The 15125-nt window shown below is 62.3% G+C and carries 11 protein-coding genes and 1 pseudogene; 1 reads left to right on the forward strand and 11 read right to left on the reverse strand.

What is annotated here, in order from left to right; all coding sequences use genetic code 11:
* The 9 genes and pseudogenes from V1318_RS12740 to V1318_RS12780 all read right to left on the reverse strand — a co-directional run.
* Positions 1-2195: pseudogene (locus V1318_RS12740) on the reverse strand (hypothetical protein); the annotation flags it as partial.
* A gap of 362 nt (positions 2196-2557) precedes the next feature.
* The gene (locus V1318_RS12745; RefSeq protein ID WP_332940061.1) at positions 2558-4186 is read right to left on the reverse strand and encodes a peptidoglycan-binding protein; all 1629 of its coding nucleotides are present in this window, start codon (positions 4184-4186) and stop codon (positions 2558-2560) included.
* Between the two features lie 74 nt (positions 4187-4260).
* The gene (locus tag V1318_RS12750) at positions 4261-5376 is read right to left on the reverse strand and encodes a lysozyme inhibitor LprI family protein (protein WP_332940062.1); all 1116 of its coding nucleotides are present in this window, start codon (positions 5374-5376) and stop codon (positions 4261-4263) included.
* Between the two features lie 90 nt (positions 5377-5466).
* Positions 5467-5973 (reverse strand): hypothetical protein, encoded by a 507-nt coding sequence (locus V1318_RS12755; RefSeq protein WP_332940063.1) that lies wholly within the window; start codon positions 5971-5973, stop codon positions 5467-5469.
* Positions 5974-6159: 186 nt separating this feature from the next.
* Positions 6160-6393, reverse strand: coding sequence for a hypothetical protein (locus V1318_RS12760; RefSeq protein ID WP_332940064.1), 234 nt, complete (start codon positions 6391-6393; stop codon positions 6160-6162).
* Positions 6394-6474: 81 nt separating this feature from the next.
* On the reverse strand, positions 6475-7968 hold the full coding sequence (locus tag V1318_RS12765; RefSeq protein ID WP_332940065.1) for an XVIPCD domain-containing protein: 1494 nt from the start codon (positions 7966-7968) through the stop codon (positions 6475-6477).
* A gap of 33 nt (positions 7969-8001) precedes the next feature.
* Positions 8002-8733, reverse strand: coding sequence for a hypothetical protein (locus tag V1318_RS12770; RefSeq protein ID WP_332940066.1), 732 nt, complete (start codon positions 8731-8733; stop codon positions 8002-8004).
* A gap of 233 nt (positions 8734-8966) precedes the next feature.
* A complete protein-coding gene (locus V1318_RS12775; protein ID WP_332940067.1) occupies positions 8967-9686 on the reverse strand; it encodes a hypothetical protein in 720 nt (239 codons plus the stop codon).
* A gap of 367 nt (positions 9687-10053) precedes the next feature.
* Positions 10054-10296 carry a hypothetical protein gene (locus V1318_RS12780; protein ID WP_332940068.1) on the reverse strand — a complete coding sequence of 81 codons (243 nt, stop codon included), beginning with the start codon at positions 10294-10296 and terminating at the stop codon, positions 10054-10056.
* A 575-nt stretch (positions 10297-10871) separates the two neighbouring features.
* Here V1318_RS12780 and V1318_RS12785 point away from each other — a divergent pair.
* A complete protein-coding gene (locus V1318_RS12785; RefSeq protein ID WP_332940069.1) occupies positions 10872-11330 on the forward strand; it encodes a hypothetical protein in 459 nt (152 codons plus the stop codon).
* Between the two features lie 943 nt (positions 11331-12273).
* Here V1318_RS12785 and V1318_RS12790 read toward each other — a convergent pair.
* Positions 12274-13512: an AAA family ATPase gene (locus V1318_RS12790; RefSeq protein WP_332940070.1), complete on the reverse strand. Its 1239-nt coding sequence runs from the start codon at positions 13510-13512 to the stop codon at positions 12274-12276.
* A gap of 602 nt (positions 13513-14114) precedes the next feature.
* Positions 14115-14660 carry a hypothetical protein gene (locus V1318_RS12795; protein ID WP_332940071.1) on the reverse strand — a complete coding sequence of 182 codons (546 nt, stop codon included), beginning with the start codon at positions 14658-14660 and terminating at the stop codon, positions 14115-14117.
* Between the last annotated feature and the right edge of the window lie 465 nt (positions 14661-15125).

Raw genomic sequence — 15125 nt, forward strand, 5'->3', positions numbered from 1 at the left:
AGGGTGTAGACGATCTGGTTGCCGGCGCCGTCGGTGACGGTGGTCAGGCGGTGCGCGGCGTCGTAGCCGAAGGTGGTATAGCTGCCGTCGGGCTGGGTGATCTTGTTGACCAGGCCGGTGAGCGTGTACTCGTAACGGGTGATCGCGTCATCAGTCACGCTGCCGGCGTTGGGGCCGCGGACCTTGCTGGCGGTGAGCCAGCCGCGCGGGTGGTACTCCATGTCGGTGACGACGCCATTGGCGTCCTTGACCGATAGCGGACGACCGGCGCCGTCGTAGGCCAGGGTCTCAACGACCTGGCCTAGCGCGTTGGTGACCTTCCACAGGTCGCCCTTGCGGTGCGGGCAAGTGGACGGGGCACTGGCGCAAGTGGCGTCGTCGCTGGCGTAGTAGGTGAACTGGGTGGTGTCGGCGACGTCGGTGCGCGGGCCGTTGATCGAGGTGACCAGACCCAGCATCGGGCAGTTGCCGGCAGTGATGTCGGACTGCTCGCAGTAGGTCGTCGCGCTGGTGCGGGTGTTGGCCGGTACTGCCGGGTCGATCGCGGTGGAAGTCAGCGCCTGGCCGCGGGTGTTGTAACTGTAGTCCTGCTTGGCGAGGAGTGCGCCGCTGGCGCTGTAGGTCTGGCGCTGCGTGGGCAGGTCCAGGGCCGTGTCCCACACCGTGGTCTCGCTGCGCAAGCGGGTGCTGGCAGCGGCCAGGGCGCCGGTGGTCGGGCACTGGGCGGTGGTGGCCGCCGGATAGTCGTAGCGGGCGATCACGCGCTGCCAATCGGCGTCGTAGTACAGGCATGTCAGCTGGTCACCTCGGCGCCGACTGGAGACGTTCGATTTGATGTCGTAAACGTTGCCTGCGGCGATCGTAACCCCGCCCGCCCCTGACTCTACGCGTTGGGTGGGCACCTGCACGCCAAGACGGGTTTGGAACTGGAATTGGAGGTTGCCGCCCTGCGGCGTGGTGACGTTGACGTTGCTGCCGTCGGCACCGTAATTGACCACGTAACGGTCGACACCGCCGGCATGCTCGGTGGAAGTCGCGCGGCCGCGTGTGTCATAGCCGAACGTGGCGTACGCGACGCCGTCATGAGCGATGCTCGTCAAATACGGCAGCCCGGTCCAACCAATAGTGACGTACCCATAGGTGGTGGCAACGCCCGACTTGGTGACGGAGGCGAGCAAACCAGCCGAATCGTAAGCGTAATTTATCGACTGCCCGTCCGGCAGATCGATCCGAGCCAGTTTTCCGGATGCACCGTTGTACGTGAGCGTCGAGGCACGGCCCGTGGCATCGAGTATCGACACGACGATCCCGGAGTAGTCGCGCACATAAGTCGAAAACACCCGACCGTCGCGTAGCTCTTGCTTGATCCGGCCGCGGCTGTCGTAGATTTCCTGGCGGTTGCCGGGCTTGCGCAGCACCCAGAAAGCCTCGCCATTCGTTTCGAACCGTTCCAGACGGTACTGGCGCAAATCATCTTCCGGCCGCCAGGTGCCGTCTTCGTACTTGGTGAACGATAGCGCCGTCCCGTCCCCGCGCATCACGACGGCCGTTTGGAACATGGACGGTCGGACTTCGCTGACTATGAGTTGCCGACTCATGTCGGAGTACCAGCCGTAGCCGAACTCGCCGGACACCTGCCCAATCGGCGGCGCAGAGCGAAATGTTCTGCCCAAATCGAGCTGAGCGGTCAACTCATCGCGGGTGTGTTCGATCTTGAGGCCGTTATCGCATGAGATTGGGTTACCGACCAACGCGCACTGCGAAGGCGGCTTGGATGGTGCGATGACCGACCAGTACCGGACACAGGTGAACTCGTTCTCGTAGTTGTACCCATTCGGACACGCCTGCCTAGGAACCACGTAGTTCTGTCGGAAACTGTTGTATTCGACCTGCCCGGTCGGACGATGCGTTTCGTCGTAGTAGCAACCCACGCCCAGGGTCGGATGCGTCCCATATCGCGCGTTCTCATGCGTGATGGAATACCCGGGATACGGCTGCGCGTTGAGCGAGTCCCCCACCAGACGGCAAGCCAGGTCGGCATCGGCGTAGAGGTTCGACTGCCCCCCTACTCCCGCAAAGTACATCGTGTACGAGGAAACGCGGTGTTCCTGCCCCCATGCGTTGGCCGCTGCGCACAGCAGCATCGCGAGCGCGAAGGCCCGTGTTATCCGATTCATCCCCAGTCCCCGACGCATGCGATCAGTCGCCATGATCGCGGCCGCGCCCCAGCCGGCACAAGACGTTCGGTTTGCGCATTTATGGCGGAGTGGGCTGGGACGCGTCGCGTTGACGCGCTCAGTCGCGATTCGCCTGAGGTAGCCCGCCCTGGCTTGCGCCATCCGGACTAATCGCTGCTCAGATACGCTCCGCCGTCTATCGCCGCTCCCATCGGCGCGGCGCGCGGCCGCCGCGGGCGGCGGTGCGCGTTGCGATCATGGGCACCACATGCGAACCGCGGCGACGACGAGGTCCATCAGGTCGTCGCACATCGAACGGGCGACGCGCAGCACCGACCAGATTGGGCTAAGGGTGCTACGGCGTACGGCTTACGCCGCCGCTAGCCCATCCTCATGCCCGCCTGGGTTTGGCCTTGCGTCTGGCTCTGAACCGCCGTGCGTTGCGCCAGTTCGCGTTCGGCCACCACGCGTTCGCCTTCCTCGGCGCTCTGGCGCTGGGGGACGGCGACGGCGGCGGCGGTGTGGACGGCTTCGGTGCTGCGGTTGAAGGCGGGGTGGTCGTTGACGCGGCTGACTTCGACGGCGCGGGCGCGGGAGCCGTCGTTGTTCAACTCCACGCGGTCGGGGTTGATGTCCGCGCGCAGGCTGGCGACGGTCAGCACGCCGGCCAGGTTGGCGCTGTGCGGGCCGGCGGGGATGCCGCGGTCGCGTTCGACGCCGTGGACTTGGTCCAGCACCTGCGGGAACAGCGCGGCATAGCTGCTAGGCGTGCCGGTGGGCTGGAGCGCGCCCTGGCGTTGGTCGCCGGGCTGGCGCGCGGGCGGTGTGACGGGCTCGGTGGCGGGCGCTTGCGGGGTGGGCGTGGCGGCGTTTTCCTGACGCCGGCGCACGGCCTCGGCCGCTTCGGGCAGGCCGCGTTCCACGGCGCGGGCGTTGAGGGCGTCGCGGGTGCGTTCGTCGGCGATGCCGTTGGCGGGTTCGATGTTCTCGTCGCGCTGGAAGCGGCGCACGGCCGCCTGGGTGTTGGCGTCGTAGCGGCGGGTGACGTCCAGCAGGCCGTCGTCGTCGCGGTAGCCCAGGCCGCGCAGCTGACGTTGCACGTCGGCCACGGGATCGCCACGGTCGCCGGTGTTCAGCACGCGGTCGTTCAAGGGCCCGTACAGGTCGGTGATGCTCTTGAGGCGGAAGTTCGGGTCGGCCTGCAACACTTCGCCGCGCATGCGGTCCATCAGCGCCTGGTCGACGGTGCCGGTCTGCGGGGTGATGCCGGCGCTGCGCTGGTAGTTGCGCACGGCGTGCTCGGTGGCGGGGCCGAAATCGCCGTCCGGAGAGATCGCGCGGCCGTTGGGGCCGGTGACGTTCAAGGCGGCCAGGTATTGCTGCATTTCGAACGCGCGCGCGTTGGCGTCGCCGCTGCGCAAGGTGGCGTCGGCGGCGGGCGCCGGCGCGGCCGGGGTCAGGTCCACGCCGTCGCGCTGCACCGAAGTCACCAGGTCGGCGACGTTGCCCTCCCAGCCGCGCGCCAGCCCGGCGATGTGGGCGGCGCGGTCGCTGCCGTTGACGATGGCGCGGGCGCCGTCGTAATCGGCGTTGTTGGCGTTGATGAACTGGCCCAGGCGCTGCTCGGTGAACAGGCCGTCGCGCATGCCGCGCACGAGGATGCGCGAAGCGGTTTCCGGATCGGCGGCCAAGGCGGGGTTGTCGGCCAGCTCGCTGCCGCGCCCCAGCGCCTCGCCCAGGCGTTGGTAGTTGTCGCGATGGGTGAGGTGGGCGTAGCCGCGGCCGAAGTAATCCTCGCCGCCCTGGTAGCCCAGGCGCGCCGCCTGCTGGCGGCCGTAGTCTTCCTCGGGCTTGGTGAAGTTGAGGCTTTCGTGCTCGGCAGTGGCCAGCACGTAGGCGATCTGGCGCTGGTCGGTTACGCCCTCTTCCAGGCAGGTGCGCACGATCAGGCGCACCGCTTGATCGCGGGTGATCGGGGAGGCGGCGCTGCGCCCGTATCCGTCGCTCATGACGTCATGTCTCCTTGTAGTTTGGAACTCCTGGCGGACCCGCGGCCCCGTTGCCGGCCGCGACCCTGCCGATGTTACTGAGCGTCTTTAGTGCAGGTACTGTAATCCTTGCGTTCGACGACCTTGGGCGTGCGGGCGCGGGCGTCGATGGTCTGCTCGCTGCGCTGGCAGGGCCCGCTGCGGGACCATACGTACAGGCGGCCGTCGGCTATGCGCGACAGCGACTGCCCGCGCACCAGCTCGGCCAGCGCGCGGCTTTCGACCAGGCGCCGGCTGCCGGCGTCGTACAGGTAATAGGTGTAGGACGGGTCGCCGTAGCTGCCGTCCGAGCCGGTCCAGACCAGCAGATCCTCGTGGCCGTCGGCGTTGAGGTCCGACAGGGCGAAGCTGTGCCAGCCGTCGGCGAAACCCGAGGCCAGCGGCCCGCGATAGGCGGTGGCGCCGGACGCCGACGGCGAGCCCACCAGCACCTGCGCGAGCGTCAGCGTTTGCGGCCCGGCCAGGGCCGGCATGGCGATCTGCAGGCTGACGTGCTTGCACGCCACCCGCCCCTGCCCGCCGCAGCCGTCCGAGCTCAGGGCGATCGTGGCGTCGCCCAATTGCAGGCGCAACGCGCCTTGCGCGTCGGGCACGCCCTGGGCGGGCAGCGCCGGCGCAGCGGCGGGGGTTTCGTCGGCCAACACGTCGAAGCGCGCGATGGTGCGCTGCAGCCGGCAGCGCCCGCCGTCGGCGTGGGCCGGCGCGGGCCCCGTGGCCACGGCGCCGCAGGCGCGGTCGGTCTCGGCCTGCCAGGCGGCTTGCTGCGCCTGTAGCGCATCGCGTGGCGCGCCGCTCAGCGCGGCGGCGCGTTCTTGCAGCAGTTGATCCAGCGCACGGGATTGATAGGCCACCTCGTCGTCCAGGCAGCGCACTTGGGCCTGGGCGTCGTCGCCGGCGGCGGCGAGGCAGTCGCGGTACTTGCGGCTGCCCTGCGGGGGCGGCGCGTCCGCCTGCGCGGGTGCGGCGGATGGGGCGGCGGCGGGTGCCGCAGCCGGGGCGGCCTGGGCCGGTTCCGCCGCGGCGGTGTCGGCCGCGGGCTGCGACTGCGCCGGGCCTTGGCAGCCCGACAGCACGGCCCACAGCGCCGCGCTGACCATGAGGGTGCGGTGGCGCCGACGGCGCTGCGCCCGATCGTCCTTGTTACGAGCCATGCCAGCCTTTCTAGACTTGGGGGTGGAAGCGAAGCTTAGCTGGCTTATACCGCAGCAGGCGGGGCCGGGGAAGACGGACGAAACCTGGCCTCAAGGTAAACACATCCCTCCGCCAAAGCGCTCTACGAACTGGCGTGGACGAAAACTCGGCTCTGGCCCCAATGCGGTGCGACCTTCCGTCCCAGACTCCACTAAAACTTCCAGGACGCAGCCGCGATTGGAGGAGATGACTTCGACCTGATATCGGCGCCCTGCTTCGGGGAAAAACGTGCCGGTGGCAGTGCAGCCCACCGTGGTACGGGTCGGGTACCCATACGAATAGCTCTCCGTCAGGCTTAGGGTGAACTCTTTGCCTGCGGGAATCGTGGCGTTGGCGAAGGGACGAGGTTCGACGAACAGCGAGTGTTCTTGGCCGAGCGAGCGCATGCCTTTGCAGGTGCTCGCGTTGACGTAGGTCACGCCCTGAATGGTTTTGGTGTCCGATCGGTTCCGGACCACAAGCACCGCATTGGCGTCGCCGGTGGGCAGCGTGGCCAGCACGCAACCCGACAGCAAAAGAAACGGCGCCATCAGCGCCGCGGTAGACCATAGACGCATTGCTGCCCCTGTTTGCGTTGGATATCCGGCACAAAACCACGCCCGCGACACGCGCCGGGCCGCGTGAGGCTTCGGCCATCGGGCGTTGTTCCTCGATCCGCCGGGAAAGACGACGGCCCACTAATGTAGCGCGCCGTCGGCGGGGCGCCCTCACCGGCCCACCGCACGACGAATCGGTTGCGCGCCCTACTCCGCCGACGGACGGGCCGCGTCCGCGATGCGCTCCAGGTCGTCGGCCAAGCGGTCGAAGCACACCGCCAGCGCTTCGGCCGAGATTGACAGCAGGTCGGGCGTCCAGGTCCTGCGGCTCGGCCAGTTGGGCGAACAGGTGGTCGCGGGTTGGGTTAGGGCTTGGTGGGCGCTTGCGGGCAATACGTAGTTGCTGAGTACGACCGCCGGAATGCCTGAGCCCGCCCCCATGAGTGTCCTCAGCTAGCACTCTGCGCCAGCGAAGCGCGCGCAGGCTAGCCCATGCGGGCGGTGTGGGCTGAATAGGTGGGCCTAGATCTTGCGAGGCGCTACCGTGCGGCTCTGTTCTTGAGATTGCCCTTGGGCGAGCTGGTCCTGGCGCTGGTTGGCTGCGTCGAGCTTCTGGATCGATGCCTCGACCGGGACCTGAGCCGCCGCCTCGGTGTTGACTAAAGCCAGCTTGTGGGCCGGATCGCGCAGGCCGCCTTCGACCGCGAAAATGTCGGCGCCCGACGTGGCGCGTGCGCCCGCAACGACGTGGTCGACGCGATCCAATCCGTTCTGCTTGGCTGTCGCCAGCAATGCCACGACGGTTCGCTCGCCGGCTTCGCCGAACGACATGCCGCGCTGGGCGTAGATCTCCTGGACGCCCGATTTGATCTTCTCGTACATCGGGTGGTCGGGGTGGCTTGGCTGGGCCGGGTCGTGGGCCAGCCGGCGGTCGCCATCCGTTCCGGGACCGGTGCCGCCGTATTGCCGGGGGATTGTCCTGCCTTCGGCGACGTCCTCTTGGAACGCCCGGGAGATGCGGCTCATGTCGTGGCGCTCGGTGGCGTCGGCGCCGATCGCGGCCCCCTTCACCAGATATTCCACCCACTTGGAGCCGGGACCGACCACCCGGCCCAGCGTTTGATCAAGCAGCGGCGTTTCTGCCAACGCGCCGCCAATCAAACCCACCGCCCATTGGCCGTGTTCGAGCACGCCTTCGCGGCCGGCGAGACTGGAGATAGAGAACTTGGTGCCGATGTGATCGCCGGTGCGCTCGTTCACGACACTGTTGTTGACGGTGTAGTTAAGCAGGCTGGTCGGCTGCACAGTTCCGTGCTCGTAGGCGGGGGCGCCCGGCGGGGCAATATTGTTGACTTTGCACCACCCCTTGTAACCATCTGATTCCACAATATTCTGCGCGCCTGGCGCATCGAAGGTGCGTCCGCCCCAACCGAAGGTATGCGCGACGATCTGCGCATGCGCGCCGCCGAGCGAATGCCCCGTGACCTCGATCTTGTGATCGGCGCCGTACCTCTTATGCATCTGCAGGGCGTAGTTCAGCGCCGCTTCGATCTGCGGATCCCAGTCTTTTCCGCCCTGGCTCAAATAGCCTGCCATGGCTCGTTGCACATCGCCCATTTGCTTCTGGGTGTGCTCTGTCTTCGGGCCCGGTGCACCGACGGCGCCGAGAAGATCACCATCGGCGGCTAGCTTGATATCGGGGCCATACCAGTCCAGAGCTTCATCGCTGCCGCGAAAGGCCAGCACTATGCGTCGTTCTGGGTCGCCTTGCTTTTCGAACGCAGCGACAGTCAAGCCGTTCTTGCGGTTATCTTCAAAGTTATCCAGTTGTGCAGACTCAACTTCGCCCAGCAAAGACCATTGTTCAGGGAGCCGATAGGACTGGCTCTTGCCGTCGCGCGCGGCAACCAAGTCAGCATGATCGCCGTAAGCCGCATCTGACAGCATTGCGTAGGCAGCATCTTCCTTAAGGTCAAGCATAGCTCCGGGGAAGATCGGAGCACCGTTTCTGCTCATTACACTGATTCCTTGTGCGGGTCGAACGGCAACTCACTCGGTAGGGGCGGCTTCTTTGTCCAAATCGTAAAAATCGATTTGCACGCGATCCTGCCCGGATTTGATGCGATGGCTCCTCTTAAATTTTGACTTGGTCGACGCGGTGGCTGGGCAGTAGAAACTGGGAGAACTGTTCGGGAAGTTGTCGTAGCTCTGTACTTTGCAAGGAACGACCACCGGGGCGCTCAAGGAGTTCGCCTCAACAGGGCATTCGCGGTGGTCTCCAGACCTCGGGTTGACGTCGCAACCAGATGCATCTGCCCCCTCATGGTAGAAGTTGTAGGTGTGGATCACGCGCTCCACGACCACAGGTTCTTCGCCAGGCTCGCCGGCCTTCACTACCACGGCATCAACCTGCGCCAGTATCCAGTTGCAGGCGCCGGGCAAGTACTTGTCCACGGTCAGCGTCGCTTGGTAGCGGCCGTGTTTTCGTGACACTTCGATGAGTTCCCTGTGGTAATTCGGGCCTTGACCCAATCTCGCACCGGGATGGTTGAAGCAGGTCATGTCCTTGGTGTCCGTGACGTAGAACGCGCCTAGCGCAATCTCCAACGAGTCGGGCACGCGCCCCTCGATGCGGACGACATGCTTGGGCTTCTTGTTTAGAACTCGCGCGACATCCTTAGCCTGCGCTGGAGCGATGCCGGCTGGCGAGGTACAACCCGCCAGCGATGGGGCCAGCATCAATGCCGCGGCGACAAGACCTGTCTTCAAATGATGATTCACGTCGTCTTCCAGTCGATGTGCTGATGCGGCTCTACGGAGAACTGCATTCGTAGTGAAGTTAAGCGCTTGCCGGTTCGCTCCCGACGCTGCGGCCACGGCAGCAAGCTATGGTCGCAATTTCGCATGCGCGGCGCAGTTGGGGAACGCCTCATTGCGGTGCCATATTTTTCTTTGGTTAAAAGTGGTGAGCACAGGCACACGATAGCGAAACGTGCCGTGCCGCACGAAGTGGCTTACTGTGTGGGGTCAGGCTCTTTGTCTAGATCGTAGAAATTGATCTGTATGCGCTTCTGGCCAGGCTTTATTCGATGACCTATCTTGTAATCGGCCTTGGTCAATGTCGGGCAATAGAAGCTAGGCAAGGTCTTGCTTGCGAAAGACTCGACCTTGCAAGGAATGATCACCGGAGTGCTCAAGGAATTTGTCTTGATAGGGCAGCGATACTCATCCATGGAACTCGGACTGACGTCACAACCCGAGGCGTCAGTTTGGTAGCGATTGAATGCAAAAGTGCTGATTACTTTCTCCACAACTTCTGCCTCCTCGCCTGGTTCGCCGACCTTCCCCACGATGGCGTTGACCTGCGCCAGTATCCAGTTGCACGCGCCCGGCAGGTATTTGTCTACGGTCAGCGTCGCTTGGTAGCGGCCGTTCTTGCGTGACAGCTCGATGGGCTCCCGGTGGTAGTTCGGGCCTACACCCCATTTCGCGCCCGGATGGCTGAAGCAGGACATGTCCTTGGTGTCCGTTACGTAGAACGCGTCCAGCTCGATTTGTAACGAGTCGGGCACGCGGCCCTCGATGCGGACGACGTGCTTGGGCGCCTTGTTCAAACTTCGCGTAACGTCCTTGGCGCCTGATGGGGCGATGCCAGCAGGCGGCGTGCAGCCCGCCAGCGATGGGGCCAGCGTCAAAGCCGCGGCGATAAGACCTGCCTTCAATCCTTTGTTCACGTCGCCTTCCAGTCGATGGGCCGATGCGGCTCGGCGGGGAATTGCATCGGCACGAAGTCTAGCGCGCGTCGATGCCCCCGACGCCGACGCCGACGCCGCGGCGGCAGACCCATGATCACAATTTCACGTGCGCGGCGCCGTCAGGAATTGCCGCATCGTGGTGTCAGATTTTTCTTGGGTGAAAAGCGGTGGGCATAGGCACACACAGCTGAAGCATGCGAGGCACCGCGCGAGCGAGCGCGGAAACGCCGCCCTGCCCTGCGTGAGCGGACCCTGCGCCGACCTGGATTGCGCGCACCCGACGAGGCGCGGCGTTCGCCGCCGCACCACCGCAAGGTGCGCTGCGCGCCGGCGGCGGACCGCCGCCCTACTCCGCCGACGGGCGGGCCGCGTCCGCGATGCGCTCCAGGTCGTCGGCCAAGCGGTCGAAGCACACCGCCAGCGCTTCGGCCGAGATCGACAGCTGGTCGGGCGCGTCCTGGTCCTGCGGCTCGGTCAGTTGGGCGAGCAGGCGCAGGTGGTCGCGGGTTTGGGTTAGGGCTTGGTGGGCGGTTGCTGGCAGCGTATAGCTATTAGGTGCGGCGGCCGATGTGCCGTGTCCGTTCTGCATGGTTGTCCTCAACCTTCTTTAGGCGAGGACAACGCTATCTGGCCTGCGGCTATATTCAAAATTCGAATAAATAGCGACTAGCGCGCCACCGTAATTATCTTCGCAAAGGAAGGAAGAGTCACAAGATCAGGGAACGAACAAAAACACACCGAACGACAGCTTGATGGGTGGGCAGGCGCTGCGTTCTGCACACCTTGTCCGCCGCACGACACGTAGCACGTTGCTCGTACTGGGTGGAGAGAATCGGCGCCTCTTTTGGCTTAGCCGGCCAGCTTCACCCGTTAAGGAGCTATAGCTATGGGTTACCGGAAGCGAGAAGGGAAAGACACTTGGCACTTTTGCAAAAATTGCTCGAACTGGCCTTTGAGCAACTACAAAGAACAGGAAGCGAAGCCAACTTCAGGCGAGTTCTGTAACGAGTGTCTCGCTAAAAATAAAAATGGTGACTGTAAGCGTTAGTTGTCAACAGCCCTCCCTGTAACTGGGGAGGGCTGTACCGTACGGCTGATGTCCTGATGACCAATCACGTGCACCTTCTAGTGACGCCGTCCTAGACGGGGCAAGTCGGCTCGATGATGCAAGCACTCGGCCGACGTTTTGTCCGCTACGTGAACGATCGATACCACCGCACCGGTACGCTTTGGGAGGGGCGTTACAAGGCCTGTCTGGTGGACAGCGACCATTACCTACTGCGGTGCTACCGCCACATCGAGCTCAACCCCGTACGGGCAGGGTTGGTGCCCACGCCCGGCCTGTATCGCTGGTCTAGCTATCACGCCAATGCGCTAGGCGAACACGCCCCACTGATCACCGCGCACCCCGCCTACCTGGCATTGGACCCGCAGACCGAACGTCGCGCACATGCGTATCGCGCGTTCGTCGAAGAAGCGCTCAACCCAGAAGAGTTGGATGTCATTCGACTGCGCCTACAACGCCAGCACGCACTCGGCGGAGATCGCTTCCGTACCATGATCGAGGAACAACTACAGCGTCGCGCCGGACCGGCGAAGATCGGGCGGCCACGTAAGGCGTGAGCTGGCGGGACGCTGTAGCTGAAAGTGCACTCTGACCCCTGTTCCGCGCTGTAGCGGAAAGTGCACTCTGACCCCTGTTTCGGCTGTTTCGCGGGGCTCCGTACTGACGCTCCAGCAAAACACTATGTGTTAAGCCTTTACGTCATCTTACCGGAGAAATTGAGATGGGCGCGCAAGAAGAATGTACCACACAAGCCGAGAATTTCCTGCATGCGACGAGACGGGAACCCCTCTCGTAATTAATCCTCAGAATTATCGCAATCAATTTATAAAATGAAACCACATAGATGACACTCGATCGCCACTTGATTAAGCAATGAGTCAATGCGTACTAATTATGGAGCACTTGGGTAAAGGCGATTATCTTGTCCCGCGGAAAGCCAACGCACAGTGCTTTCCAAATGTTGATAAGATCTAGAGCACTGAGCGAGCACCTCTAAGTTAAGCCTCGCTGTTAACGAAGCCTGGTCGAGCGTCGGCATATAAATAGAACCGCGCGGCAGTGAACGAGAAATATGCCCTTTGGCGTCCCTATTATTCTGCCCCGCAGAGAAAATTGGCGCAGGAATACCATAATATCCCTCACAACAGGCAGCATCTTCTAAGAAGAGAGTCTCATACTCCCTAACAATAAAAGCAAAAGCCGTCGGCCGAAGAACTCGTGCATGATTTAGCACTTGATAGGCTACACGTAGAGAATCCAATACGCATCCATCGTCATGATCGAGCAACCAAAGGACTGACTCTGAGTCGCGCTCAGCCACACGCTGAAAGCGAACCAAGCTCTCCCCCCCCCTCGCGAGCAATGAGGGCATGCCGGCTCTTCGCTGCGGCCTCAGAACTGTCGTTTGAAAATCACCAAGCCGCTCTTGAAGAACACGCCTCAGCAATACCTGACTCGCGCTTTCTTCTCCATGGCCTTCAACCACTAATTGAAGCACAGTCATTCTGGCTGCAATCCATCTAGAACCATAATTTCCGGAAGGGTCATTAAACGTTCGCGGACAATATCGAGCTGCTTACTGCTTACCGGCCCAACCTCAGTTCCATTTTCACCTTGAGACACAACCCGTATCGAATCGAGATCAAATAACTCCAATAAATACGGACTATGTGTTGTTATTAACAGCTGCGTTCGCTCTTTAGCTTCCTTGAAAGCATCTGCCAGCACTCTAAGCGCACCGGGATGCACCATTTGCTCCGGCTCCTCAATCGCCAAAAAGCTCGCCGGCGGGGATTGATACAGCGCAAGCAAGAGACCGAACAAGCGCAGCGTCCCATCTGAAAGCTGATATGGAACCAGGTCCATATCTCGCTTCCCATTACCTCTTGCAAATCGAAAATGAGGAACAAGGAAGCCGCCGACACTTTTAATTGCTACATCTTCAAGCTGGGGCAACACGTATCTAATTAAATTTATTACCTTAGTCAGCCCCTCCTGCCCCTCTTCCGTCTTTTGCATACCCCTTATAACGGAAGCCCAATTCCTACAATCCTCTGCAAGCGTCGCCGCGGCCTGACTTGGCGCTGGCGAACGCATAACATTTGGGTAAATAGCGGCGAATCTTGAATCCGCAAGTATCAAATCGAACACGGTCTGCGTGTCCAACATGTTTCCAACGGGCATTGGAAACCTATATGAACGAGACATCGCAAGCTCATCAACCGGAACAAATCGCTTTGACGATGCTCCATCAAGGAAAATCGCACCCTCTTTGTTTCTTTCCATCCAGGTAGTGCTTACCGGATAGAAAATCGGATCATCATCTCGGTCGAAGTACATTTCGTGATGAATTAAGTCCCCCGATTCCTCCAAGACCTTCAACTCATCGTTATTACTACCAAACTTGAACCCATATGACGCGCTCATCGAGCGAACACCCTGCGAAAGGGCTGTATTCGGCGTTGAATCTTCTATCTGAAAATAAAGCCGAAGCTCGACGTTAAACGGCTTCTTAGAATGACTTGCCTGCCGAACGACTCTAACCCCATTCCGAACCGAAACAGCCTGATCGAGGCCCTCTGCCATTGCATCGCGCATAAACCTAATCGCATCAACAACATTGCTTTTTCCAGCAGCGTTTTGCCCAACTAATATAGTCAAGTCACCAAGCTCAATGCTTTGCTCAGCTATGCTTCGAAAATGTTTGATGTGAAGACGCTGAATTCTAGAAAATTGCATCTGCCGCCTCCCATCCACGGACAAGAATTACAGCACCCACTCTACGAGGCATCTTATCTTTACGCAAAGCCGTCGCCAGGCTCTATTCAAGTAGACGAAGATTGCTCCGCTTACCTCGCCTTGCCTCACCAAACCTCATCCGCTGCTTACGTACATGCCCTCTGAGTGCGCTCGCGCAGTGTTGGCCCATATCGAGTGTGAATCACCCGAACTCCAGCTTGCCAGTGTACTCGCCGTAATCACGGTATTGGGCCTGGTGGTAGCAGCTGTATCGGTGGTGACTCCATTGATGACCGCATAGACATAGAACGTTTCACCAATATCCAGCACTTGGGCCCCAAAACTGTGCCCCACACTCTGCAGCCGTACACCATTCTTGCTGTTGGCGACCGGACTCCAGCAGGGCTTCTGAAACTGCAACCGGCTGAACTGGCTACTAGGCAGCTACGTCACGTTGAATCATCTATGGACCATTGAGCACCACGAACGGCGCGACGTAGGCGGCGTTGTTGCGCAGGGTCAGATGGCTCATGGGGTGTCCTGTGCGGTGTAGGCGCCGTCGGCTGGCCGCGTTCCCCGCCGCCTGCCGCGCCTGCCCCGCCTCAACCGATATCGAGCGTGAAATAGCCCTGCTCCAAGGTGCTGGTATCGCTAACCGCCGTCACCGTCGCATTGGGATTGACCGTGCTGAACGTGTCGGTGGTTACCCCATTCACGACCGCATAGACATAGAAGGTGTCGCTGATATCCAGCGTCTGCATCGTGAAGCTGTCGGCCACCACCACCGCCTGCATGGGCACCCCATCCTTTTCGATGGTGAAGGTGACCGGCGCCAGGGTGGTCTTTTGGAACTGCATCTGGTCGGGGCGGGTGCTGTAGCCCTGCACCACGTCGAACTCGTAGGTGCCTTGCTGGCGTACTTGCAGGACCTGGGCCAGGAAGCTGACGGCGCCGGTGACGTCCATCGGGGCGGAGGTGTAGGTGTTGCCGTCGATGATGGTCATGGCGGTGACCTGGTAGCTGCCTTCGGTGGGCACCAACATTTGCGCGTTGGGCTCGATGCCGGGCAGGCGCGCGATGATCTGGCCGCCTTTGCGCACCACGAACTGGGCGATGTAGTTAGTCGTGTTGCGTAGCGTGATGGGCATGGGGCGTCCTGAGGGGTGAGTCGTGTGAAAGGGCGGTAGCGCTTAGCGCGGGACTGCGCGCACAGGTGCGCGTCGCAGGCCGATGACCGGCGTGTTGGCCGCAGCGGTGGATGGCGCAGCTGCGCGGCGTTCGGTGGGTGTGCGGGGCGATGGATGCAAGGACAGGCTGCGGCGCGCTGGCGCCGCGCAGCCGATGGCCGAACGCGTGGCGGGCCGTCCAGCCCGACCGTTGAGGCCCATGAGCATCGATCCCCTCCCTAGATTCGATGACGGCGTGCCGCCCGGCCGCTTGGCGCCGGATTGCGATGGCGTATGCCGGTATTACCCCTAGTGCCGCATGCTGCTACGAAATGTGCGCGCGATCAACTTTTTGAGGGGCGCCGGGCGGCGGGTTGCGGTGGCTGCCGTCCCCTGTCATTGGGAGGGTGTGCCGGAGGGGGGCGGCAGGCGGCCTCTCTCTGCTTG

This window comes from Lysobacter sp. CCNWLW3, assembly GCF_036697405.1.
Lineage (GTDB): Bacteria > Pseudomonadota > Gammaproteobacteria > Xanthomonadales > Xanthomonadaceae > Lysobacter.

Excerpts from the sequence above, each read along its gene's own strand:
- V1318_RS12790 (WP_332940070.1), bottom strand. The coding sequence starts at position 13,512 with ATGCAATTTTCTAGAATTCAGCGTCTTCACATCAAACATTTTCGAAGC.
- V1318_RS12760 (WP_332940064.1), bottom strand. The coding sequence starts at position 6,393 with ATGGGGGCGGGCTCAGGCATTCCGGCGGTCGTACTCAGCAACTACGTA.
- V1318_RS12785 (WP_332940069.1), top strand. The coding sequence starts at position 10,872 with ATGCAAGCACTCGGCCGACGTTTTGTCCGCTACGTGAACGATCGATAC.
- V1318_RS12780 (WP_332940068.1), bottom strand. The coding sequence starts at position 10,296 with ATGCAGAACGGACACGGCACATCGGCCGCCGCACCTAATAGCTATACG.
- V1318_RS12750 (WP_332940062.1), bottom strand. The coding sequence starts at position 5,376 with ATGGCTCGTAACAAGGACGATCGGGCGCAGCGCCGTCGGCGCCACCGC.
- V1318_RS12755 (WP_332940063.1), bottom strand. The coding sequence starts at position 5,973 with ATGCGTCTATGGTCTACCGCGGCGCTGATGGCGCCGTTTCTTTTGCTG.
- V1318_RS12745 (WP_332940061.1), bottom strand. The coding sequence starts at position 4,186 with ATGAGCGACGGATACGGGCGCAGCGCCGCCTCCCCGATCACCCGCGAT.
- V1318_RS12765 (WP_332940065.1), bottom strand. The coding sequence starts at position 7,968 with ATGAGCAGAAACGGTGCTCCGATCTTCCCCGGAGCTATGCTTGACCTT.
- V1318_RS12795 (WP_332940071.1), bottom strand. The coding sequence starts at position 14,660 with ATGCCCATCACGCTACGCAACACGACTAACTACATCGCCCAGTTCGTG.